At 61.9% G+C, this 21,694-nt stretch carries 22 protein-coding genes and 1 tRNA gene; 14 read left to right on the top strand and 9 right to left on the bottom strand.

Going from position 1 to position 21,694, the window contains the following annotated elements:
• The first annotated feature begins 13 nt into the window (after window positions 1-13).
• Window positions 14-610 (top strand): glutathione S-transferase, encoded by a 597-nt coding sequence (locus tag MIC97_RS03500; protein ID WP_239798867.1) that lies wholly within the window; start codon window positions 14-16, stop codon window positions 608-610.
• An 85-nt stretch (window positions 611-695) separates the two neighbouring features.
• On the opposite strand, the gene MIC97_RS03495 is transcribed toward MIC97_RS03500, so the two are convergent.
• Window positions 696-1,361 carry an outer membrane protein gene (locus MIC97_RS03495; RefSeq protein WP_239798866.1) on the bottom strand — a complete coding sequence of 222 codons (666 nt, stop codon included), beginning with the start codon at window positions 1,359-1,361 and terminating at the stop codon, window positions 696-698.
• Window positions 1,362-1,775: 414 nt separating this feature from the next.
• On the opposite strand from MIC97_RS03495, the gene MIC97_RS03490 reads away from it, so the two are divergent.
• The 6 genes from MIC97_RS03490 to MIC97_RS03465 all read left to right on the top strand — a co-directional run bounded on the left by MIC97_RS03490 (window position 1,776) and on the right by MIC97_RS03465 (window position 6,829).
• Complete coding sequence (locus tag MIC97_RS03490; protein WP_239798865.1) at window positions 1,776-2,540, top strand: SDR family oxidoreductase; 765 nt, start codon at window positions 1,776-1,778, stop codon at window positions 2,538-2,540.
• Window positions 2,537-4,549: an excinuclease ABC subunit UvrC gene (gene uvrC / locus MIC97_RS03485; protein WP_239798864.1), complete on the top strand. Its 2,013-nt coding sequence runs from the start codon at window positions 2,537-2,539 to the stop codon at window positions 4,547-4,549. The genes MIC97_RS03490 and uvrC overlap by 4 nt, the downstream gene beginning before the upstream one ends.
• Before the next feature lie 123 nt (window positions 4,550-4,672).
• Window positions 4,673-5,269, top strand: coding sequence for a CDP-diacylglycerol--glycerol-3-phosphate 3-phosphatidyltransferase (gene pgsA / locus MIC97_RS03480; protein ID WP_183830413.1), 597 nt, complete (start codon window positions 4,673-4,675; stop codon window positions 5,267-5,269).
• Between the two features lie 3 nt (window positions 5,270-5,272).
• On the top strand, window positions 5,273-5,524 hold the full coding sequence (gene moaD, locus MIC97_RS03475) for a molybdopterin converting factor subunit 1 (RefSeq protein WP_239798863.1): 252 nt from the start codon (window positions 5,273-5,275) through the stop codon (window positions 5,522-5,524).
• A 5-nt stretch (window positions 5,525-5,529) separates the two neighbouring features.
• Window positions 5,530-5,997 carry a molybdenum cofactor biosynthesis protein MoaE gene (locus MIC97_RS03470; RefSeq protein WP_239798862.1) on the top strand — a complete coding sequence of 156 codons (468 nt, stop codon included), beginning with the start codon at window positions 5,530-5,532 and terminating at the stop codon, window positions 5,995-5,997.
• The gene (locus tag MIC97_RS03465; protein ID WP_239798861.1) at window positions 5,927-6,829 is read left to right on the top strand and encodes a YbaY family lipoprotein; all 903 of its coding nucleotides are present in this window, start codon (window positions 5,927-5,929) and stop codon (window positions 6,827-6,829) included. Before MIC97_RS03470 ends, MIC97_RS03465 begins: the two co-directional genes overlap by 71 nt.
• 59 nt (window positions 6,830-6,888) lie before the next feature.
• Here MIC97_RS03465 and ndk read toward each other — a convergent pair whose 3' ends face one another.
• On the bottom strand, window positions 6,889-7,311 hold the full coding sequence (gene ndk / locus MIC97_RS03460) for a nucleoside-diphosphate kinase (RefSeq protein ID WP_239798860.1): 423 nt from the start codon (window positions 7,309-7,311) through the stop codon (window positions 6,889-6,891).
• Window positions 7,312-7,455: 144 nt separating this feature from the next.
• Between ndk and MIC97_RS03455 the strand changes: the two genes are divergently transcribed.
• Window positions 7,456-7,968, top strand: coding sequence for a DinB family protein (locus MIC97_RS03455; protein WP_239798859.1), 513 nt, complete (start codon window positions 7,456-7,458; stop codon window positions 7,966-7,968).
• 60 nt (window positions 7,969-8,028) lie between these two features.
• Complete coding sequence (locus MIC97_RS03450) at window positions 8,029-9,906, top strand: ABC-F family ATP-binding cassette domain-containing protein (RefSeq protein WP_239798858.1); 1,878 nt, start codon at window positions 8,029-8,031, stop codon at window positions 9,904-9,906.
• A 103-nt stretch (window positions 9,907-10,009) separates the two neighbouring features.
• Here MIC97_RS03450 and MIC97_RS03445 read toward each other — a convergent pair whose 3' ends face one another.
• Genes MIC97_RS03445 through purM form a run of 3 tightly spaced genes read right to left on the bottom strand, consistent with a single transcriptional unit; the run spans window position 10,010 to window position 12,305 of the window.
• Entirely contained in the window at window positions 10,010-10,525 is a 516-nt protein-coding gene (locus MIC97_RS03445) for a histidine phosphatase family protein (RefSeq protein ID WP_239798857.1), read from the bottom strand.
• 5 nt (window positions 10,526-10,530) lie between these two features.
• Complete coding sequence (gene purN / locus MIC97_RS03440; protein ID WP_239798856.1) at window positions 10,531-11,244, bottom strand: phosphoribosylglycinamide formyltransferase; 714 nt, start codon at window positions 11,242-11,244, stop codon at window positions 10,531-10,533.
• Window positions 11,241-12,305: a phosphoribosylformylglycinamidine cyclo-ligase gene (purM, locus tag MIC97_RS03435; RefSeq protein WP_239798855.1), complete on the bottom strand. Its 1,065-nt coding sequence runs from the start codon at window positions 12,303-12,305 to the stop codon at window positions 11,241-11,243. Before purM ends, purN begins: the two co-directional genes overlap by 4 nt.
• A 309-nt stretch (window positions 12,306-12,614) precedes the next feature.
• Between purM and MIC97_RS03430 the strand changes: the two genes are divergently transcribed.
• Together MIC97_RS03430 and hdaA are read left to right on the top strand one after the other, a co-directional pair.
• Complete coding sequence (locus tag MIC97_RS03430) at window positions 12,615-13,721, top strand: AI-2E family transporter (RefSeq protein WP_345773536.1); 1,107 nt, start codon at window positions 12,615-12,617, stop codon at window positions 13,719-13,721.
• Window positions 13,722-13,728: 7 nt separating this feature from the next.
• Entirely contained in the window at window positions 13,729-14,430 is a 702-nt protein-coding gene (gene hdaA / locus MIC97_RS03425) for a DnaA regulatory inactivator HdaA (protein WP_239798853.1), read from the top strand.
• A gap of 172 nt (window positions 14,431-14,602) precedes the next feature.
• Here hdaA and MIC97_RS03420 read toward each other — a convergent pair.
• Window positions 14,603-14,676 (bottom strand) — tRNA-Gln (locus tag MIC97_RS03420).
• A 159-nt stretch (window positions 14,677-14,835) separates the two neighbouring features.
• Window positions 14,836-15,768, bottom strand: a complete 933-nt coding sequence (locus MIC97_RS03415; protein WP_183830376.1) for a lysylphosphatidylglycerol synthase domain-containing protein — start codon at window positions 15,766-15,768, stop codon at window positions 14,836-14,838.
• 271 nt (window positions 15,769-16,039) lie between these two features.
• Between MIC97_RS03415 and MIC97_RS03410 the strand changes: the two genes are divergently transcribed.
• From MIC97_RS03410 to guaB, 3 genes are all read left to right on the top strand, one after another.
• Complete coding sequence (locus tag MIC97_RS03410; RefSeq protein WP_239798852.1) at window positions 16,040-17,434, top strand: Ppx/GppA phosphatase family protein; 1,395 nt, start codon at window positions 16,040-16,042, stop codon at window positions 17,432-17,434.
• Window positions 17,431-18,153: an RlmE family RNA methyltransferase gene (locus MIC97_RS03405; RefSeq protein WP_239798851.1), complete on the top strand. Its 723-nt coding sequence runs from the start codon at window positions 17,431-17,433 to the stop codon at window positions 18,151-18,153. The genes MIC97_RS03410 and MIC97_RS03405 overlap by 4 nt, the downstream gene beginning before the upstream one ends.
• Before the next feature lie 136 nt (window positions 18,154-18,289).
• The gene (gene guaB / locus MIC97_RS03400) at window positions 18,290-19,792 is read left to right on the top strand and encodes an IMP dehydrogenase (protein WP_239798850.1); all 1,503 of its coding nucleotides are present in this window, start codon (window positions 18,290-18,292) and stop codon (window positions 19,790-19,792) included.
• Window positions 19,793-19,960: 168 nt separating this feature from the next.
• On the opposite strand, the gene dprA is transcribed toward guaB, so the two are convergent.
• On the bottom strand, window positions 19,961-21,097 hold the full coding sequence (gene dprA, locus MIC97_RS03395) for a DNA-processing protein DprA (protein ID WP_345773554.1): 1,137 nt from the start codon (window positions 21,095-21,097) through the stop codon (window positions 19,961-19,963).
• On the bottom strand, window positions 21,097-21,684 hold the full coding sequence (plsY, locus tag MIC97_RS03390; protein WP_239798848.1) for a glycerol-3-phosphate 1-O-acyltransferase PlsY: 588 nt from the start codon (window positions 21,682-21,684) through the stop codon (window positions 21,097-21,099). Before plsY ends, dprA begins: the two co-directional genes overlap by 1 nt.
• Window positions 21,685-21,694 lie beyond the last annotated feature (10 nt).

The raw sequence follows: 21,694 nt of genomic DNA, 5'->3' as shown, positions 1-21,694 counted from the left end.
AAGGAATTCGACATTGCCCAAGCTGCTCTACGCACCAGCGTCACCCTACAGCGCCAAGGTGCGCATGTCGGCTGCATATGCGGGCATTGATCTGGAGGCAGTCGTTACCAATACGGGGCAGCAGCCTGAGGAACTGGTTTCGGCAAATCCGCTGGGCAAGATACCGACGCTGGTGCTCGATGACGGCCGTGTCGTTTTCGACAGCCGGGCCATTACGCAATATCTGAATCGCGAATCGAAGAATGCATTGTTTCCACGCAATGCGGACAAGCGCACGGAAGCGGAAGTGCTGGAGGCGCTGGCGGATGGAATATGCGATTGCGCGCTTGCGATCGTGTATGAACGCCGCATGCGTCCGGAAGAAAAGGTGCATCAGGACTGGATCGACGGGCAGTGGCGCAAGATTGCGCGCGCTCTCGACCATCTCAACGCCAATCCGCCGAAGCTGCCGAAGAAGATCACCACAGGCCACATCGCCGTGCGCGCCATGCTCGGTTATCTGTCCCTGCGCTTCGCCGGCGAATGGGAGCGCGGTCGCACCCGCCTCACGCGCTGGGCCGCGCGCTTCGACGAAAAATTCCCGGAGCTGAAGGCAAACATTCCTTCCTGATCTATTGGGGCCGAAGCGATTTCATGCTTTTCAAATAAAAAAGCCGGAGCAATGCTCCGGCTTTTTTGTCCAATCCGGTTTCGGATCAGAACTTCATACCAACACCGAAGTTGACGCGATGGTCACGCGAGTCGATGCTGTGCGTGCCATTGTTCAGGTTGAAGTTCTCCTTGCCGTAATCGGTGTAGCGGTATTCGACGCGCCCGAACACGGAATCGGTGAACTTGATGTCGGTGCCGGCACCGGCGGTCCAGCCGAGCATGGTGTTGCGGTCACTGCCGCCGGCGACGTTATCCGTAACCTTCAGGCTCTGTGCGGCGCCACCAGCCGTACCATAAAGCAGGATGTCGGGGCTGATCGCGTAGCCGAGACGGGCGCGGATCGAGCCTTCAACACCAGACTTGGCTTCGTAGCCCGAGTTGGAGCCCTTCACGCCGCTGTAGCCGATGTCGCCTTCAGCGCCGATCACGAAGTCGTCGATCTGATGGTTGTAGCCGACGAAGGCGCCGCCGAGGAAGCCGTCAGTGCTGATCGAGTTGTCGATGGTCTTGTCCTTGGCGCGGCCGCTGAAGCCGTAGCCGAGGTTCACACCGGCATAAGGACCAGCCCACGAAGCCACCGGAAGCTCTGCAATCGGAGCCGGTGCAGGGGGCTCTTCCATCACCACGTCTGCGGCGAATGCCGGAGCAGAGACGGCGAAGGCGATAAGTGCTGCCGCTGCCGGCGTTGCGAATTTGAGTTTGGTCGTCATGGTCATTACTCCTTCAGCCACACACACTGGCTTTCCTGACGTGAGGGCGTGGTCTGTCTTGGGAGGAAATGATCCCGCCGCTCATCGGTTCCGAAATTTCCTTCCCAAATGCGGCGGAAGAGAACCTGAAATTAGGTGATTCCCCGGCGCAAATGAGGCCGAAAGGGGGCGTTGCAATCGTGCAACAGAATTTGTCAGGAGAAGGCTGCTTATCCGGTGAAACGCACTTGGTTCAAGGCGTTGGCGGACCTATATTGGGCTGCGGAAAGGTTTGCCGGCCCGCAATTCGACAGCACTGCGAGCGTTTCTGCCACAATCCCGCCCAAGGCGCAAACAGAGTCTGAACGCCGACCGGAGATTACGGTGGGCGGCTGACGGTGGCGACCGCACTGAAGAGAACGGGAATCGATACACATGGCCAAGCCAGCCATAACAGCTCTGGTAACGGGCGGCGCAAAACGAATCGGCCGGGCTATCGTGGAAGACCTGGCCGCCCACGGCTTTGCCGTTGCCATCCATGGACACAGTTCCTCCGGGGAAGCCAGCGAACTGGCCGCGCAGATCAGTGCGCGCGGTGGCAAGGCCGCCGTTTTCGATACGGATCTCACGGATCCGGCGCAGGCGGGCGAGCTGTTCGACAAGGTTCAGCAGACGCTCGGTCCTGTGCGGCTTCTCGTCAACAATGCCTCGCTGTTCGAAAATGATTCCGTTCTCGATTTTGACTGGCAGCTCTGGGACGATCATTTTTCAATTCACCTCAAGACCCCAGTTCTGCTGTCCCGGAAGATGGCCGAAAGCCTTCCGGAAAACGACGATGGGCTGGTGGTGAACATCATCGATCAGCGGGTCTGGCGGCTGTCGCCGCGCTATTTCTCCTACACGCTTTCCAAGTCGGGCCTGTGGACCGCGACGCGCACCATGGCGCAGGCGCTTGCGCCGCGTGTTCGCGTCAATGCGATCGGTCCCGGCCCGACGCTGCGCAATGCCCGGCAGGAGGAAGCCGATTTTCGCCAGCAGGTCGATGCCCTTCTTCTGGGGCGGGGACCGGAGCTTGCCGAATTTGGCGCAACGATCCGCTATCTGTGGGAGGCCCGTTCGGTGACCGGCCAGATGATCGCGCTCGATGGTGGCCAGCATCTGGCCTGGCAGACGCCGGATATCGCGGACGTCGTGGAATGAGTGCAGCGCGCAAGGGTGGCGCGGCGCTGGACATGCCGGACGCCGAACTGGATGACGATGTCGTCGAGCAGCCGGCGGGGCCCGTTCCGGACGTTTCGTTCACCGGGATCGATCTCGAAACCGACGACAACGAGGGTAGGACCGGCGCCGAAGTCATACAGGAACTGGTCAAGCGTCTGCCCAATGCGCCCGGCGTCTATCGCATGATGAATGCGGCCGGCGACGTTCTATACGTTGGCAAGGCCCGCAGCCTGAAGAAGCGCGTGACGCAATATGCGCAAGGCCGCTTCCACACCAACCGCATCGGCCGCATGGTGCGCGAAACGGCGCGCATGGAATTCGTCGTCACCCGCACGGAGACGGAAGCTCTTCTTCTTGAAGCAAATCTTATCAAAAGGTTGCGACCAAGATTTAACGTTTTGATGCGGGACGACAAATCGTTTCCGTACATTCTTTTGACGTCCGATCATCCAGCTCCGGGAATTTACAAGCACCGTGGCGCGCGCTCCCGCAAGGGCGATTACTACGGCCCCTTCGCATCGGCGCAGGCCGTTGGACGTACCATCAACTCGCTGCAGCGCGCTTTTCTGCTCAGGAGCTGTACCGATTCCTTCTACGAGAACCGTACCCGCCCATGCCTGCTGTTCCAGATCAAGCGGTGCGCTGCGCCCTGCACCGGTGAGATTTCGGCGGAAGATTATGCGGTGCTGGTATCGGAAACCCAAAATTTCCTTTCCGGCCGCAGCCAGAAGGTGAAGGCCGAGATTGCGGATGCCATGCAGCGCGCCTCGGACAATCTCGATTTCGAGCATGCCGCCATCTACCGGGATCGCCTCGCGGCATTGTCGCATGTCCAGAGCCATCAGGGCATCAATCCGCAATCGGTGGAGGAGGCGGACGTCTTCGCCATCCATCAGGAGGGCGGGCAGAACTGCATTCAGGTGTTTTTCTTCCGCACCGGCCAGAACTGGGGCAACCGCGCCTATTTCCCAAAGGCGGACCCCGCGCTTGAGGCGGGAGAGGTGCTTGGCTCGTTCCTCGCGCAGTTCTACGACGACAAGCCGACGCCCCGCGCCATTCTTCTCTCGCACGCGATCGAGGAAGCTGAGCTTCTGGCGGAGGCGCTTACCGCACGGGCAGGACGGAAGGTGTCGGTTTCGGTGCCCGTGCGTGGCGAGAAGAAGGATCTGACCGACCATGCCCTGCAGAATGCGCGCGAGGCGCTGGGGCGGCGTCTGGCCGAGACCTCCACGCAGGCGCGCCTGCTGGAGGGGTTCGCGGCGACCTTCGGTCTGGAAAAGGCTCCGACTCGCATCGAGGTCTATGACAACTCGCACATCATGGGCACCAATGCAGTTGGCGCGATGATCGTCGCGGGACCGGAAGGTTTCGTGAAGAACCAGTACCGCAAGTTCAACATCCGCTCGACGACCATCACGCCGGGCGACGATTTCGGCATGATGCGCGAGGTGATGGAGCGGCGCTTTTCGAGGTTGCTCAAGGATCATGCCGACGAGGATTCCGATGCGGTCGAGGATGCGCAAGGGTTCCCGGCGTGGCCGGACGTCATCCTGATCGATGGCGGGCAGGGGCAGATGACGGCGGTGCGCCAGATTCTGGCCGATCTCGGCGTCGAGGATCGCGTCGTCGCCATCGGTGTTGCCAAGGGGCAGGACCGTGAGGCCGGGCGTGAACGCTTCTTCACTCTGGGCAAAGCGCCGTTCACGCTGCCGGTGCGCGATCCGGTTCTCTATTTCGTGCAGCGGCTGCGCGACGAGGCGCACCGTTTCGCCATCGGTTCGCACCGCGCACGCCGCAAGAAGGAAATGGTGGCGAGCCCGCTGGATGAAATCGCGGGAATCGGGCCGACCCGCAAACGCGCCCTGCTGCATCACTTTGGCACCGCAAAAGCGGTCGGCCGCGCGGCGATGGAAGATCTCATGGAGGTGGAGGGCATTTCGGAGCGTGTCGCGCAACTGGTCTATGACCACTTCCATGACAATGGCTAGGCCAGATCAGGGAAAGGTCATGGTTTTGCCGTGCTGAGGGCTTTCGATGGTTGCCCATATGACTGCGTTCTGATTTGACTATGCGTCAATCCATCCGATTTGCTTGTGACGAGTGCGCTTAACATGGCCAGCCCAGCCTTCAATCTGCCGAATATGCTGACCTACGCCCGCATCCTGGCGGTGCCGCTGATCGCATTGTGTTTTTATCTGGAGGGGCATCTCAAATCGAGCGACTTTGCCCGATGGTCGGCTCTGGCGATTTTCGTGGCGGCCAGCATAACGGATTATTTCGACGGCTATTTCGCCCGCGCATGGAAGCAGACCTCCAATATCGGCCGCATGCTTGATCCGATCGCCGACAAGCTGCTGGTGGCCACCTGCCTGCTGCTTCTGGCCGCCGATACCGATCATCGTGGCGGCATTGCCGGCTGGTCGCTGTGGGCCGCGATCATCATCCTGTGCCGCGAAATCCTCGTCTCCGGCCTCAGGGAATATCTCGCGGCGCTCAAGGTCAGCGTGCCGGTGACGCAGCTGGCGAAATGGAAGACCACAATCCAGATGGTGTCGATCGCGTTCCTGCTGGCGGGTCCAGCCGGAGACAAAATCTTCCCCTACACGACGCAGACGGGTCTGGCGCTGCTGTGGATCGCGGCCATCGTCACCCTTTACACCGGCTATGACTATTTCAGGGCTGGCCTGAAGCACATCGTGGACGAGTAGGCGATGAAGCTCATCTATTTCGCATGGGTTCGCGAGCGCATCGGCAAGGCGGAGGAGGTCGTCGATCTTCCGGCCGGGCTGGAAACCGTGTCGGACCTGCTGGGCTGGCTGAGAGAGCGCGGCGAGGAGTATGAGAACGCCCTCCAGCATCCTGAAGTGATCCGTGTGGCGATCAATCAGGAGCATGTCGCCCATGGCGAGAAGATCGCAGGGGCAAGTGAAATCGCCCTGTTCCCGCCGATGACCGGCGGTTGATGTCGATGCCTGCCGTTACACCCCGTATCCTTATCCAGACCGCGGATTTCGATGTGGGCGAAGAGATTGCCGGCTTGTCCAGCGGCCGCAAGGACATCGGCGCGGTCGTGACCTTTACCGGTTTGTGCCGCGATGAGGCGGGCAAGCTGTCGGCGCTGGAACTCGAACACTACCCCGGTATGGCGGAGGCCGAGATGCAGCGCATCGCCGGCGAGGCCTGCGCGCGCTGGCCGCTTCAGGGTGTCACGGTCATCCACCGTTACGGCAGGATGGAGCCCGGCGACAACATCGTGCTGGTAGCCACCGCTTCCACGCATCGGCAGGCGGCCTTCGAGGCTGCGGCATTCATCATGGATTTCCTGAAATCACGGGCGCCGTTCTGGAAGAAGGAGCATCGCGCGGATGGTTCGCAGGGCGACTGGGTGGAGGCCAGAGAAACCGACGAAGCAGCACTTTCCGCGTGGAACAAATGACCTTTGGTCAACCACAGGTTTTACGAGGCGCCATGCTTTTTCCTCATTCCTGCGGCCCCTTGGGATCCCGAAACGAGGATATGAAATGCTGAAGAAACTGATTTTGCTGGGGCTGGTGCCTGTGGCCGGGCTCGTTGCTGTTTCAAATCCCGCATTCGCTGCCGAAAAGGTGTTGTCGGGCGAGGTTCTTTACCGTGAGCGCATTGCCCTGCCGGAGAATGCGGTCGTGTCGGTTCAGCTGGCGGATGTGTCGCGGATGGATGCAGCGGCGGACGTGATCGGTGAGCAGGAGATTTCGCCTGCCGGGCAGGTGCCGGTGAAGTTCGAAATCAGGTTCGACGATTCGAAGATCACAAAGGCCATGACCTATGCGCTTCAGGCGCGCATCACGGTTGATGGCGAACTGTGGTTCATCAACGATACGCACCACGGGGTGGATCCGCTGACCAGCGAAGCGCAGACCATACTCGTGAAGAGGGTCGCACAGGACAGCACGGACGCGCTTCGCGGCGTGGAATGGACGCTGGTGTCGATCGAAGGGTTCGGGGAATTGCCAGACAACCCTGTGACATTTTCCGTCGATAATGAGGGACGCGCGGGCGGGCGCGGGCCTTGCAACGGCTATTTTGGCAGCGCGAAAATCGATGGGGAAGCAGTTTCACTCAGTCAGATAGGCGCCACCCAGATGGCTTGCGAGCCGGCACGGATGAAGGCCGAGCGGGCGTACTTCGATGCACTGGGCGAAGTGAAGGCTTACGCCATCGACGACGGGCAACTGGTCCTGAAGGATTCCGGCGGCAAGGAAGTGCTGCGTTTCAAAAAGGGTGCGTAACCTCTGTCCGAAACTAAAAAAGCCGGGGCATGCCCCGGCTTTTTTGCGGCTGGCTGCAATCAGCCAACAATCTCGGTGTCGGAGAACCAGTACCTGATTTCCTGCGCAGCGGTCTCGGGCGCATCCGAGCCGTGCACGGAGTTTTCGCCGATCGAAAGGGCGAAGGTCTTGCGGATGGTGCCCTCGGCAGCGTCGGCCGGATTGGTGGCGCCCATCACTTCGCGGTTGCGGGCAATGGCGTTCTCGCCTTCCAGAACCTGAACGATGGTCGGGCCGGCGGTCATGGAGTCGACCAGCTCGCCGAAGAAGGGGCGTTCCTTGTGCACGGCATAGAAGCCCTCGGCTTCGCGGCGGCTCATCCACACGCGGCGGGACGCGACGACGCGCAGGCCGGCCTCTTCGAGCGCCTTGGTGATGGCGCCGGTAAGGTTGCGGCGGGTGGCATCCGGCTTGATCATGGAGAAAGTGCGTTCGAGCGCCATGGGTCTTCCTTGTAAATTGGGATTGAAGTGTGGCGCGCTCTATACAGGTCAGCCTGCCTATTGCCAAGTGTGTGAGATGCGAGAGCTTGGCGGCAAGCCGCGCCGGCGTTAGTGGTCTAAGAGCAAATTGGCGGGAGAAGTTCCATGAAGCAGCATTTCATGATGTTTGCGGCCTACAACCGGTGGGCCAACGCCCGCATCTACGATGCCGCCAGCGAGCTGGGCGAAGATGAATTCCAGCGCGATGTCGGTGCTGCATTCGGCTCGCTCATGGGCACGCTCAACCATATTCTGGTCGCCGACCGGATCTGGATGAAACGCTTTACAGGCGAGGGCGACGCACCGGCAAAGCTGGACACCATTCTGCACAGAGAGCTTTCGTTACTGCGGGAAGCCCGGCAGGCCGAGGATGCACGGATTGTCGACTGGATCGGCGCCATGACGCCTGAAGGGCTGGCCGGCCGCTTTACCTACATCACCGTCACCGATGTGCGCACCATCTCGCAGCGACTGTCGCCGGCGCTCGGCCATGTGTTCAACCACCAGACCCATCATCGCGGGCAGGCGCATGCCATCCTGACGATGCTCGGCCAGCCTTCCGTCGTTCTGGATCTCGTCTATTTCCAGCGCACCGAAGAGGGCAGGGCCTACGCCTGAGCGGTCGGATCGCGTTTTCGGCCTTGCCATTAATGCAAAGGCGGGCCAAAACGCGCCACCATGTTGATCATAAATGACCTTTCGCTGCGTATTGCCGGCCGCCTGCTGCTCGACCACGCCTCGCTGACCCTTCCGGCAGGAAGCAAGGCCGGTCTGGTGGGACGCAACGGCACCGGCAAGACAACGCTGTTTCGCGCCATCACCGGCGATCTCGCTTCCGAAACCGGCAATGTTTCGATGCCGAAGAACACGCGCATCGGCCAGGTCGCGCAGGAGGCTCCGGGCACCGAGGAGCCGCTGATCGAGATCGTGCTGAAGGCCGACAAGGAGCGCGCAGCGCTTCTTGAGGAAGAAAAGACGGCGACCGATCCGAACCGGATCGCCGAGATCCACATCCGTCTCGCAGATATCGACGCGCATACGGCCGAAGCGCGCGCGGCGACCATTCTGTCGGGCCTCGGCTTTGACGAGGACGCGCAGAAGCGCCCGGCGTCGTCGTTTTCGGGTGGCTGGCGCATGCGTGTGGCGCTGGCTGCGGTTCTGTTTTCGGAACCGGATCTGCTGCTTCTCGACGAGCCGACCAACTATCTCGATCTGGAAGGCACGCTGTGGCTGGAAAGCTATGTGGCGAAGTACCCACATACCGTGCTGCTCATCAGCCACGACCGCGACCTTCTGAACCGGGCGGTGAACTCCATCGTTCATCTCGACCAGAAAAAGCTGACCTTCTGGCGCGGCGGCTATGATCAGTTCGAGCGCCAGCTTGCCGAACAGCGGGAGCTTCAGGAAAAGGGCCGGGTCAAGCAGGAGGCGCACCGCAAGCATCTGCAATCCTTCATCGACCGCTTCCGCGCCAAGGCCAGCAAGGCCAGGCAGGCGCAGTCGCGTATCAAGGCGCTGGAGCGCATGAAGCCGATCGGTGCGGTTCTCGATGAATCGGTGCGACCATTCTCCTTTCCCGAGCCGCAGAAGACCGTGGCCTCGCCCATCGTGGCCTTCTCCGGCGTCGATGTCGGCTATACGCCGGGCAAGCCGGTTCTGAAGCGCATGACGCTGCGCATCGACAATGACGACCGCATCGCGCTTCTGGGCGCCAACGGCAACGGCAAGTCCACCTTCGCCAAGCTGCTGGCCGGAAGGCTGCCGCCGGAAGCGGGCACGATCACCATTGCGCCGGGCCTGAAAGTCTCGATCTTCGCCCAGCACCAGATGGACGATTTGCGGCCGGAGGAAAACGCCTACGAGCATGTGCGGCGGCTGATGCCGGACGCGCCGGAGGCGAAGGTGAGGGCGCGCGTCGCCCAGTTCGGTCTCGCAACCGAGAAGATGAACACCGCCGCCAGGGATCTCTCCGGCGGTGAGAAGGCACGGCTTCTGATGGGGCTTGCCGCCTTTGAGGGCCCCAACCTGTTCATCCTCGACGAGCCGACCAACCATCTCGACATCGACAGCCGCGAGGCGCTGATTCATGCGCTGAACGATTTTCCCGGTGCCGTCATTCTCGTCAGCCACGACCGCCATCTGCTTGAGGCGACGGTGGATCGGCTGTGGCTGGTCAAGGATGGCCGTGTCGAGCCTTTCGACGGCGACCTCGACGATTACAAGACCATCGTCACCGGCCAGCCCGCCGACCGCCGCGAAAAGCGCGAGGCTGAAAAGGCCAACAAGGCCGATCGCCGCCGCGAGGCCGCGCAGCGCCGGGCGGCACTTGAGCCGCTGGCCAAGCAGATCAGGGCTACCGAAGGGCTGATGGATCGGCTGCGCAAGCGCATCGACGGGATCGAGGACGAGCTGGCCGATCCGGCTCTCTACGAGAAGGACGCCGCCCGCGCCACAAAGCTGGCCAAGGAGCGGTCCGAACTCGCTTCGCAGCTCAGCGGTCATGAAGAGCGCTGGCTGGAAATGTCTGCCGAATATGAAGCGGGCATCGCCGAGTAGAGCATTTGGCAGTCAGACGGGATCGTCTGACGTAGCACACATGCGGCTAAGGAAAACATGCTGGAGCAGGAGGCGTTCGTCAGAGCGCGCCCTGCTCTAAGCGTCAGGCGATGTCCTTCGGTGTGATGAAGTCGGTCAGACGGGATGTTTCGGCGGATAGGTCCTGCCAGTTTGAGCCTATTTCGAGGCGCACGATCCCGGCTGTCGGAAACTTGCGTTCAAGCTTTTCGAGGGCGGGGACAGGTGAGCCCGGCCCGGCGAGCATTCCGGCCAGAAGCTCCAGCCCCGGATTGTGCCCGATGACGAGCAGTCTGCGTGCCTCGTCGGGGATTTTCCGTATTTCTGCCAGAATGTCGGCCGGATCGGCTTCGTAAATCTTTTCGGTGAAGATGCTGGCGCAGGGATTTTTCCACTGCGCGGCAACCAGTTCCCATGTCTGGCGCGTGCGCACCGAAGACGAGATCAGCGCCAGATCGGGGAGCCATCCCCGTCGCGCCATTTCCCTGCCCATGAGTGGAGTGGCCCGCCTGCCGCGATTGGCGAGCGGGCGCTGGAAATCGCTGAGCGACGGGTCGTCCCAGCTCGATTTCGCATGCCGCAGGAGAAAGAGCTGGCGCACCTGCTTCAGGGCGTGAAACGCGCCAGCGCTTCCAGATCGACCTCGTCGCGCAGGTCTGCCGGGGAAAACAGGATGGTGTCCGCATTCTCGACCAGACCTGTGCCAGCGGCAAAGCGGACCTTTCCGTCTTCCATGGCGACCTTGCCCTCTGCCAGCATCTTGAGCGCCAGCACATAGAGCGGATGCTCGGCCTTCAAAACGCGCGCGACAAGCGAAGCTTCGTCATCGCCGGCCAGAACCGGCACGGCCGCCTGCGCGATGATAGGGCCGTCATCCATCTCCGGCGTGACGAAATGGACCGTGCAGCCATGGACCTTCACGCCGGCCTCCAGCGCGCGCCTGTGGGGTTCGAGCCCCTTGAAGGAGGGCAGCAGGGAAGGGTGGATGTTGATCATCCGGCCTGCCCATTTCTCGGCGAACCCGGCGGTCAGCAGGCGCATGTAGCCGGCAAGAGCGACGATATCGGCACTGAACCCGTTGAGCGCTGCATCGATGGCAGCGTCGTGATGCGCCTTGCTGGCATAGTCGCCACGCACGATAGTGCGGGTGGGAATGCCACGCGCGGCCGCCACGCGCAGGCCGTGTGCGTCCGGCTGGTCGCTGATGACGCCGACGATTTCAGCCGGATAGCTGGTGTCCGATGCCGCCTCGATCAGGGCAGCCATGTTCGAGCCGCGTCCGGAAATCAGGACGACCGTGCGCTTGCGTGCGGTTTTCATAGGCCGATTTCCCCCCGATAGATCACGCCTGCGTCGCCGCGTGGCACGATGCGGCCGACCGGCTTCACGGTCTCGCCGGCTTCCTGCAGAACGGCAGCCACCTGCGCTGCCTGACCGGAGGCCACCACGATCACCATGCCGATGCCGCAGTTGAAGGTGCGCATCATCTCATTGGCTTCCACGCCACCCGTCTTAGCCAGCCAGGAGAAGACAGGCGGAACGTCGATGGTGTCGAGATCGAGTTCGGCGGAGAATTCCTTCGACAGCACGCGCGGAATATTTTCCGGGAAACCGCCGCCGGTGATATGCGCCAGCGCCTTGATGCCATGCGTGCTGCGTATCGCCTTGAGAATCGGCTTCACATAGATGCGGGTGGGCTCCAGCAGGGCTTCGGCAAGCGTCAGATCCTTGTCGAAGGGAGCGGGGTCCGACCAGTTCAGACCGGATGCGGCGACGATGCGGCGCACCAGTGAATAGCCATTGGAATGCACGCCGGAAGATGAAAGGCCGAGAATGACATCGCCTTCGGCGATATCGTCGGTCGGCAGAAGCTGGCCGCGTTCGGCAGCACCGACGGCAAAGCCGGCGAGATCGTAGTCGTCGCCGTGATACATGCCGGGCATCTCAGCCGTTTCGCCGCCAATCAGCGCACAGCCGGCATCGCGGCAGCCACGGGCGATTCCGCCCACAATGGCCGCGCCCTGTTCGGGATCGAGCTTGCCGGTGGCCAGATAGTCGAGGAAGAACAGCGGCTCCGCGCCCTGCACAACGAGGTCGTTGACGCACATGGCAACGAGGTCGATGCCGATCGTGTCGTGCTTGCCCGCATCGATGGCGATCTTGAGCTTGGTTCCGACGCCGTCATTGGCCGCGACCAGAACCGGATCGGTGAAGCCGGCTGCCCTGAGGTCGAACAGACCGCCGAAGCCGCCGATCTCGCCATCGGCCCCCGGCCGGCGCGTTGCCCGCACCAGCGGCTTGATTTTCTCGACCATGAGATTGCCGGCATCGATGTCGACGCCCGCTTCCGCATAAGTCAGCCCGGTCTTGCGCTCAGCCATCGCTTTCCCCTTGCTAAAGCGGGCTCTTCGCATGAACCGCCCTGTCCCGCAAGGTAGCGCATCGGCACATGATGACGGAACTGGGGAAAGCCACATTTTGCACCACATGGCGCCGGCAATTCGTCGGTTTGCGGCACTATTGCCGGACAGTCGGCAACTCTCGTTCCACAGGCAGTGCTCCGGATTGTCGGGCCAGCCTCTTGACCATCACTTCGACAGCGGCCTATCTCGATTATTGGCTGAAGCACATGAGCGGCAATGGCAAAGGCAACACGACCGGCAAGCGATAAAGATGCCTCCAGAGCCGACATGTCTGTCGCTCTGAGACGGCAGGCGCTGTTCTGGGGAACAGCGATGGTTCTGCTGATCCTCTTTCTCTACGTGTTCTCGGGAATCCTGCTGCCCTTCGTAGCCGGCATGGCGCTCGCCTATTTCCTCGATCCGGTGGCTGACCGCCTGCAGCGACTGGGGCTCTCGCGTCTGATGGCGACGATCGTCATTCTGTTCGCCTTCGTCATCGTGCTGGTGCTTGGCTTTGTCGTGCTGGTGCCCATCCTCGCATCCCAGATGGCGGATTTTGCCGCACGGCTGCCAGATTACATGACGCGGCTTCAGGCGCTGGTCACCAATTTCGACCCGGCATGGCTGGAACGCCGCTTCGGCGTTGATGCAGCGGGACTGAAGGAGGGGCTCAACTCCTTGCTGACCTCCGGATTCGGCCTGCTGACATCTCTCTTCCAGTCGATCTGGAATTCGGGAATGGCGCTGGTCTCGGTGGTCAGCCTGCTGGTGGTGACGCCGGTGGTTGCCTTCTACATGCTGCTCGACTGGGACCGCATGATCGCCGTCGTCGACAGCTGGGTGCCGCGCGACCATGTGCAGACGGTGCGGACGATCTTTTCCGACATCAACACGGCAACGGCCGGATTCGTGCGCGGGCAGGGCACTTTGTGCCTGGTTCTGGGGGGCATGTATGCGTTCGGCCTGACGCTGACGGGGCTCAACTTCAGCATCCTGATAGGTCTGTTTGCCGGGCTGATCAGCTTCATTCCCTATGTCGGATCGCTGACCGGGCTGGTGCTGGCCGTGGGCGTTGCCTTTGTGCAGTTCTGGCCGGACTGGATCATGGTCGCGGCTGTCGCCTGTGTGTTCTTTGTCGGGCAGTTCATCGAAGGCAATATCCTGCAGCCGAAGCTGGTGGGAAAAAGCGTAGGCCTGCATCCGGTCTGGCTGATGTTCGCGCTGTTCGCCTTCGGCGCGCTGTTCGGCTTTGTGGGCCTTTTGATTGCCGTGCCGGCAGCCGCCGCAATTGCCGTTCTGGTGCGTTTCGCGCTCTCCCGTTATCTGGAATCGCCCCTCTACAAGGGAACCGGCAACGAGGACGCTCCGGCTGTGGCGCGCCCCGGAAAAGACTGATCCCGGCATGGTACAGCAGCCTGAAAAACCACGGCAGTTGCCGCTCGATTTCGGCCATGCGCCGGGCTATTCGCGCGATGATCTCGTCGTTTCGCCGGCCAATGAAGAGGCCGTGGCGCTCATCGACCGCTGGCCGGAATGGCCGGCGCCCGTCATGGTGCTTTCCGGCCCTACAGGTGCTGGAAAAACCCATCTGGCGGAGATCTGGCGCGCTCAGGCAGATGCTGTTGCGCTGAGGCCAGCCAACATCTCGTCTTCACTGGAAATGCTCGAAACCCGGCCGGTGCTGCTCGACGATATCGACCGCGGACCGATCGATGAAACCGGGTTGTTCCACCTGATCAATCATATACGCGCCAATGACAGCCATCTGCTGATCACCGCGCGCCGTTTTCCGGCTGCGTGGGGTGTGACGCTGGCGGATCTGGTGTCGCGCCTGAAAGCCGCGCCGGTGGTGGAAATACGCGAGCCGGATGACCTGCTGCTCGCCGGCGTCATAACCAAGCTCTTCGCAGACCGGCAGATCGAGGTTGATCTTCCGGTGGTCCAGTATCTCGTGCGCCGCATCGAGCGCTCGCTGGCAACCGCGATACGGGTCGTGGAGCGGCTGGATCGCATGGCCCTTGAAGAGCACAGCCGCATAACGCGCGCCCTTGCCGCCGAAGCCGTCAATGCCATGGACGAGGGGCAGGCGGAGTTCGATCTCTGATCGCGGACGGAAGGTATGTTTTCCCGCAATCGTGATGACCAGATTGTCCTGAATTTTGCGGCGGTTACGAAATGAAGATTATCTGACGCAGGAAATATGATCTTGCCGTGTGTGGCGAGCCACGTGCATCTTTGCGATGATTAAGGCGGGTGATTTTGTGAAGAAAGAAATTTGGCTGGGGAACCTGGATTCGAACCAGGACTAACGGAGTCAGAGTCCGTGGGTCTACCGTTAACCTATTCCCCAGCAGGGCATCGCCTGCGATGCTTACCTGCCTTTTCCAACCGGTCTCTTATGATCCGGTCCGGGGCGCTTCGGTAAAGTGCGCCCGGCAAGTGGCTGCGTTTTAATCGTCGCTTTGAATTAGTCAACCCCGCCTGTGATTTCAATTGTGGGATTGTGCATTCAATTGTCGTTTCGACGCAGTTGAGCGCGTTCGAACAGCAGGACGACGCCGAGGCTGATGATCAGCGGCACGATCAGATAGAACAGCCGGAACACCAGCAGGGCGGCCAGAACGTCCACCGCCTCCATATCCGGCAATCCCATAAGAAATACGACCTCCAGCACGCCGAGTCCGCCCGGAGCATGGGAAATCTGCGCCACCGAGAACGACACCAGAAACACGCCGAGAACGACGAGGTAGCCGGGATTGCCTGCTTCCGGCAGCGCGAAATAGATGATCGCGCCGGCGGCAAAAAGCTCCAATGGCCCGATGATGAGCTGGCGAGCGACGATCGGCAGGCGCGGATAGTGAATTTGCAGAGAGCCGATTCGCAATGGGCGTAGATTGAGCCACGAACAGAAGACGTACGCGATAACCGGCACAAGCAGGAGCATGCCTGTCAGGCCGGAAAATTCCCGCAAGCCGAGGTCGGAAAAGCGATCGAGCAGGCCGGGAACCAGAATCAGCACGATTGCGCCGACCGTGATGGTGGAAAGCACGAAGGTGAACCAGCAGACCGCCACCAGAACGCCGACTTCCTGACCGCTCAGCCCTTTGGTGACATAGGCGCGATAGCGAATCACGGCACCCGAAAACACTGATCCGCCGATATTGTGGGACAGCGCATAGGTGGTGAAGGAGCACAAGGTCACGAACAGCCAGGATACACGCTTGCCGATATGCAGGAGGGCGATGTGATCGTATCCGGCAAGGGCCGCATAGGCGACCACCGCACTGAGCGCAGACAGCGCCCAGTGGGTGGATGAGATGGCCATCAGGCTGTCCCAGACATCATCAAGCGAGATGCCGCGCAATTCATGAAGCAGAATCCAGATGGAGAATGCGACGGCTGCCAGCCCGACGGCCGGCCAGAAATAGCGTTTCCAGTTCATGCACGGCCTGTCATGCGCGGCAGGTGCCTCCATGAGAAAGGTTCAAGGGACATGCATGGCTGCCGGCCCCCCGGCGAATCCGAATTTCAGGAATGCATGATGAATGTGGCCGCTTCAACCTTTGACGGGCCATAAAGTTCACTCTGATGATTCTTTCTGCGCTTTGCTCTTGGTGAAACCCGACACCGCTGCTAATCTTTCCTCAACTTGAAAATATGAGCGCCTGCAGCGTCCGGCTCTATCGGTTCGCGCGGCGTCGGAAGGAACGACTGTGAGATACCGCGACGCCGGCGCCAGGACGCCGGGAAGTGGCGGGTCCGGGGAATCGGTGGAGCCTTCGGGCGTGTCCGCTCCCGTTGCTGGTGGCCGCCTTGAGGGCGCCCCGGCAAATCTGTCCGCTGCCGGGCAGGATGGCCCCACCACCCAGAACGGAAAGCCCAGAAAGCGACGCAAGCGTCGACGTGGCCGTAAGGTTTACGCTCGCGACGGGCAGGGCGCACCCCAGGGCCAGCCAACGGAAAAAGCGCGGTCGGGTCAGGCCGCCAAAACCGCTTCCAGCTCGTCGGACCGATCTTCGGCAGGCGTGAAAGAGCGCAGAAGCGAAGCCACTAACGGGCAGGCCTTCACCGGTGCGGCCGCCCGCAAGCCCTTTGAAGATCTTCCTGTATTCGCCGCGCTGGATCTTGGAACCAATAATTGCCGGTTGCTGGTCGCCATCCCCACACGTTACGGCCAGTTCCGTGTCATCGATGCATTTTCGCGCATTGTGAGGTTGGGCGAAGGGCTTTCGGCGAGCGGACGCTTGTCGGACGCCGCGATGGACAGGGCCGTCGAGGCCTTGAAGATTTGCGGCGACAAGCTGCGCAGCAGAAATGTGCGTCGTGCGCGCCTCATCGCCACGGAGGCCTGTCGCTCGGCTGAAAACGGCTCGGAATTCATCGACAGGGTTGAGAAAGAGGCCGGACTCAAGCTGGAGATCATAGATCGCCAGACAGAGGCCCGGCTGGCTGTTTCCGGCTGTGGGTCGCTCGTCGAGCGCGACACGCAAGGCGTGGTGTTGTTCGACATTGGCGGAGGCTCCTCCGAAATCGCGCTGATCGATCTGAGCAAGGGGCGGCGCTCCCAGCACCTCGCCAATCACATCGTGTCCTGGACATCGCTGCCTGTGGGCGTTGTTTCGCTGGCTGAGCGTTTTGGGGGACGCACGGTCACGCGCGATTCGTTCGCTGCCATGGTGGATGACGTAGCCACGCGGCTTTCCGCCTTTGAGGGACGCAACCGGCTCAATCACGTGCTGCAAAGCCCTCGGTTTCACCTGCTTGGCACATCCGGTACGGTGACCACGCTTGCGGGCGTGCATCTTGATCTGCCGCGCTATGACCGCCGCCGCGTCGACGGCTTGTGGATGGACCGCACCAATGTCGACCTCATGGTGGAAAAGCTGCTCGGCTGGGATTTCCAGAGCCGCGTTGCAAATCCCTGCATCGGGCCGGACCGGGCCGATCTGGTTCTGGCGGGATGCGCCATTCTGGAAGCGATCCGCGCCGTGTGGCCTTCCCAGCGCCTGCGGGTGGCGGACAGGGGCCTGCGCGAAGGCATATTGAGTGAACTGATGGCGGATGAGGGCGTGTGGCGCGACGCCCGCAGAGGCGGGGCAAGGCGATGACGAAGAAACCGGAAAAGCCGGGCGCGGGCGTCTCCCGCGTGCTGCGCACCAAGATCAAGAAGAAGAGTGGGCTCAAGGAATCGTCGCGCCGGTGGCTGGAGCGCCACATGAACGACCCTTATGTGCAGCGCTCGAAGGCAGATGGCTATCGCTCGCGGGCCGCCTACAAGCTGATCGAGATCGACGACAAATATAAGCTCCTGAAGCCCGGCATGCGCATCATCGATCTTGGTGCGGCGCCCGGAGGCTGGTGCCAGGTGGCGGCAGCGCGCGTGAAATCGAGCGCGGAAGCGCCGACCGTCGTCGGCATCGACTATCTGGAGATGGATCCGGTTCCGGGTGCAGCCATCCTTCAGATGGATTTTCTCGACGACGGTGCGCCTGAAAAGCTGATCGAGGCGCTGGGTGGGGAACCGGACGTGGTGCTGTCGGACATGGCCGCGCCCACCACCGGGCACCGCCGCACGGATCACCTGCGCACCATGCATCTTTGCGAGGTCGCGGCCGACTTTGCCATGACCGTGCTGCGGCCCGGCGGGCATTTCCTCGCCAAGACCTTTCAGGGCGGCACCGAGACCGGATTGCTGGACGATTTGAAGAAAAGCTTTCGCACCGTTCATCACGTCAAGCCGCAGGCTTCGCGCGCCGAATCCGTCGAGCTTTATCTGCTGGCGCGTGATTTCAGGGGCAGGGCGGAGCAGCAGGAAAATGACGAATAAAGGCTGATCTTTTCCGGCCGCCGCTTTTCAGCGGCCGGGAACCGTGTTACGAGCCACCGCCAATCCTGAAAGGGACAGACGAGTCGGCGCGGGCCATGCGGGTTCCGTGCCCTTCACGCATTCCGGGAAGTTGGCCATGGCAAAAATCATCGAAACGTCCACCGGCGCGCTGGCGCTCACCTTTGACGACGTGCTGCTGCAGCCGGGTCATTCGGAGGTCATGCCGGGCGAAGTTGACATCTCAACGCGAATTGCCGGCGATATCGATTTGAATTTGCCGATTATTTCGGCAGCCATGGACACAGTGACGGAATCTCGTCTGGCCATCGCCATGGCGCAGGCTGGCGGCATCGGCGTCATCCATCGCAATCTTACCCCTGTCGAGCAGGCCGAGCAGGTCCGCCAGGTAAAGAAGTTCGAATCCGGCATGGTGATCAACCCTGTAACCATCGGTCCGGATGCGACGCTGGCCGATGCGCTGGCGCTGATGAGCGCGCACGGCATTTCGGGCATTCCTGTGGTGGAAAATGGCGGCACTGGCGGCCACAAAGCGGGCCGTCTCGTCGGCATTCTGACGAACCGCGACGTGCGCTTCGCCTCCGACCCGGCTCAGCGCGTCTACGAGCTGATGACCCGCGAGAACCTCATCACCGTCAAGGAAAACGTCGACCACGACGAGGCCAAGCGCCTGCTGCACCAGCATCGCATCGAAAAGCTGGTCGTCACCGACGGCAAGGGCGTGTGCGTCGGTCTGATCACGGTCAAGGACATCGAGAAGTCGCAGCTCAACCCCAACGCCTCCAAGGATGCGCAGGGACGCCTGCGCGTGGCTGCCGCGACCAGCGTCGGCGCGGATGGTTTCGAGCGCGCCGAGCGCCTGATCGACGCCGGCGTCGATCTTTTGGTGATCGACACGGCGCACGGCCATTCGCAGCGCGTTCTGGATGCCGTCACCCGCGCCAAGAAACTGTCGAATGAAGTGCGCATCATGGCTGGCAATGTGGCCACCGCGGAGGGCACGCAGGCGCTGATCGATGCGGGTGCCGATGCCGTCAAGGTCGGTATCGGTCCGGGTTCGATCTGCACCACCCGCATCGTTGCGGGCGTTGGTGTGCCGCAGCTGTCGGCTATTCTGTCGGCAGTCGAGGTTGGCCAGAAGGCCGGCATTTCGATCATCGCCGATGGTGGCATCAAGTTCTCCGGCGATCTTGCCAAGGCGCTGGCGGCAGGCGCATCGGCCGTCATGGTCGGCTCGCTTCTGGCCGGCACCGAGGAAAGCCCCGGCGAGGTCTACCTGCATCAGGGACGCTCGTTCAAGGCCTATCGCGGCATGGGATCGGTCGGCGCCATGGCGCGTGGATCGGCTGACCGCTATTTTCAGGCGGAAGTGCGCGACACGCTGAAGCTGGTGCCGGAAGGCATCGAGGGGCAGGTGCCGTACAAGGGCCCCGTCGCAGGTGTCCTGCATCAGCTTGCCGGTGGCCTGAAGGCTTCGATGGGCTATGTCGGCGGCGCCGATCTGGCCGAGTTCCGCAATCGCGCTACGTTCGTGCGCATCTCGAACGCCGGCCTGCGCGAAAGCCATGCCCACAACGTGACCATCACCCGCGAAAGCCCGAACTATCCGGGCAGCGTGTGATCCGGGAGTTTTGAGGTTTCGGGCATATTGAAGCGATATGCCGGTGATTTCGTGCCCCCATGTCTTATGCGGGCAACGTTTGCGATCTCCATGATCGGCTTCACTGATGGTGGCGGACCGGAAGCGGGTCCGTCGCCTCTGTGGTTCACGCGTCAGACGCTTTTTATTCTATTGAGAAGCCAGCAGCGAGACATGCCCGCCTGAATGGCGTTCAAGTCTTCCCACAAGGTCCAGTTCGAGCAGAACCATCTGCACCTGTGCGGGTTCAAGACCGGTGTGGCGGATGATTTCGTCAATCCCGACCGGGGTTGGCCCCAGCGCATCGATGACGAGACGTCGTTCGTCTTCCTGCGGGGGAGGTGCATCCGACAGGTCGGTCGATTCCTCAAGCGGGAACTCCGCTGGCTGCGCCGTGCCGTAGAGTGGTCTGACCGCCTCCAGAACGTCATTGGGTTCCGTCGTAAGGATGGCGCCATCCTTGAGCAGACCGTTGGTGCCGCCGGCGCGGGGATCGAGCGGGGAGCCCGGAACGGCGAAGACCAGTCTGCCCATTTCTCCGGCAAGCCGCGCTGTGATGAGGGAGCCGGAACGTTTCGCCGCCTCCACCACCAGCAGCCCTATGCCCATGCCGGCCACGATCCTGTTGCGGCGGGGGAAATCCTGCGCGCGAGGCTGCCAGCCGAACGGCATCTCGGAGACGATGGCGCCGCCGCGTTCTACGATTTCACGGCAAAGCCCGACATTTTCCGGCGGATAGGGCATGTCGAGCCCGCCGGCCAGAACGCCGATCGTGCCTTTATCGATGCTGCCGCGATGTGCCGCCGTGTCGATGCCGCGTGCGAGGCCGGAGACGATGGTATAGCCGGCCTGACCGATTTTCGCGGACAATGCAGCAGCCAGCCTCGTTCCTGCGACGGAGGCATTGCGTGCGCCCACAACGGAGATCGCAGGCCGGCTCAGCACCGCTCCCTCGCCGATCACGGCCAGAACGGGCGGCGGATGGTCCACCTGCTTCAGCAACAGCGGATAGTCGGGATCGCCGATGCAGACGAAACGCGCGCCGAAACCGGCGGCATGATCCATCTCCCGGAGGATTTGCGCTTCATCGGGTATCCGCACGATCCGGCGCGCCCCGGCGGACTGCATGAGCTCCGGCAGCATGTCGAGCGCGGTCTGTGCAGAACCGAATCGGTTGATGAGATCGCGGAATGATGCAGGGCCTACATTGGGCGTTCGTATCAGCCGCAGCCATGCGAGCCTTTGTCTGTCGCTCAGACCGGGCCGGGCGGGGTTGACCCCCCCTATCACCCCCGGGCCCCGATCCGGCCTTCGGTGCCGGAGGCAAGGCGCTGGATGTTGGCGCGATGCTTGATGAAAAGGATCACGCTCATCAAAGCAAACAGCCCGGTAAGCTGCGGCGTGGCGAGGAACCACAGAGCGACCGGCACGGCGATGGCTGCGCAAAGCGCGGCCAGCGAAGAGTATCGGAACACTATGGCGACCAGCAGCCAGACCGCGGCGAAGATCAGCGCCACCTGCCATGCGAGAGCGATCAGCACGCCGAGATAGGTTGCGACGCCCTTGCCACCCTTGAAGCCCAGCCAGATAGGGAAGAGGTGGCCCAGAAAGGCACCAAAGCCGGCCCATAAACCGAGATCGGGAGCATAGAGGTTTGCCAGAAGAACGGCTGCGGTGCCTTTCAGCGCATCCAGAAGCAACGTGGCCGCGGCAAGCTTCTTGTTGCCGGTGCGCAGAACATTGGTCGCGCCTATGTTGCCCGAGCCGATGGAGCGCACGTCACCGAGCCCGGCCGCGCGCGTCAGCAGCAGGCCGAACGGAATCGATCCCAGCAGATAGCCGAAGATCAGCGCCGCGATGGTGATGAAGGTCATGCTTCCCCCT

Source organism: Aquamicrobium sp. NLF2-7 (assembly GCF_022359935.1).
Taxonomy (GTDB): Bacteria; Pseudomonadota; Alphaproteobacteria; order Rhizobiales; family Rhizobiaceae; genus Mesorhizobium; species Mesorhizobium lusatiense.
Note: the sequence above shows the minus strand (reverse complement) of the source record. Positions and strands in the feature narration are given on the sequence as shown.

Bases quoted from the DNA above. Each gene is read 5' to 3' on its own strand.
- MIC97_RS03495 (WP_239798866.1), bottom strand. From the start codon at position 1,361: ATGACGACCAAACTCAAATTCGCAACGCCGGCAGCGGCAGCACTTATC.
- MIC97_RS03490 (WP_239798865.1), top strand. From the start codon at position 1,776: ATGGCCAAGCCAGCCATAACAGCTCTGGTAACGGGCGGCGCAAAACGA.
- uvrC (WP_239798864.1), top strand. From the start codon at position 2,537: ATGAGTGCAGCGCGCAAGGGTGGCGCGGCGCTGGACATGCCGGACGCC.
- pgsA (WP_183830413.1), top strand. From the start codon at position 4,673: ATGGCCAGCCCAGCCTTCAATCTGCCGAATATGCTGACCTACGCCCGC.
- moaD (WP_239798863.1), top strand. From the start codon at position 5,273: ATGAAGCTCATCTATTTCGCATGGGTTCGCGAGCGCATCGGCAAGGCG.
- MIC97_RS03470 (WP_239798862.1), top strand. From the start codon at position 5,530: ATGCCTGCCGTTACACCCCGTATCCTTATCCAGACCGCGGATTTCGAT.
- MIC97_RS03465 (WP_239798861.1), top strand. From the start codon at position 5,927: ATGGTTCGCAGGGCGACTGGGTGGAGGCCAGAGAAACCGACGAAGCAG.
- ndk (WP_239798860.1), bottom strand. From the start codon at position 7,311: ATGGCGCTCGAACGCACTTTCTCCATGATCAAGCCGGATGCCACCCGC.
- MIC97_RS03455 (WP_239798859.1), top strand. From the start codon at position 7,456: ATGAAGCAGCATTTCATGATGTTTGCGGCCTACAACCGGTGGGCCAAC.
- MIC97_RS03450 (WP_239798858.1), top strand. From the start codon at position 8,029: ATGTTGATCATAAATGACCTTTCGCTGCGTATTGCCGGCCGCCTGCTG.
- purN (WP_239798856.1), bottom strand. From the start codon at position 11,244: ATGAAAACCGCACGCAAGCGCACGGTCGTCCTGATTTCCGGACGCGGC.
- purM (WP_239798855.1), bottom strand. From the start codon at position 12,305: ATGGCTGAGCGCAAGACCGGGCTGACTTATGCGGAAGCGGGCGTCGAC.
- MIC97_RS03430 (WP_345773536.1), top strand. From the start codon at position 12,615: ATGTCTGTCGCTCTGAGACGGCAGGCGCTGTTCTGGGGAACAGCGATG.
- hdaA (WP_239798853.1), top strand. From the start codon at position 13,729: ATGGTACAGCAGCCTGAAAAACCACGGCAGTTGCCGCTCGATTTCGGC.
- MIC97_RS03415 (WP_183830376.1), bottom strand. From the start codon at position 15,768: ATGAACTGGAAACGCTATTTCTGGCCGGCCGTCGGGCTGGCAGCCGTC.
- MIC97_RS03405 (WP_239798851.1), top strand. From the start codon at position 17,431: ATGACGAAGAAACCGGAAAAGCCGGGCGCGGGCGTCTCCCGCGTGCTG.
- guaB (WP_239798850.1), top strand. From the start codon at position 18,290: ATGGCAAAAATCATCGAAACGTCCACCGGCGCGCTGGCGCTCACCTTT.
- plsY (WP_239798848.1), bottom strand. From the start codon at position 21,684: ATGACCTTCATCACCATCGCGGCGCTGATCTTCGGCTATCTGCTGGGA.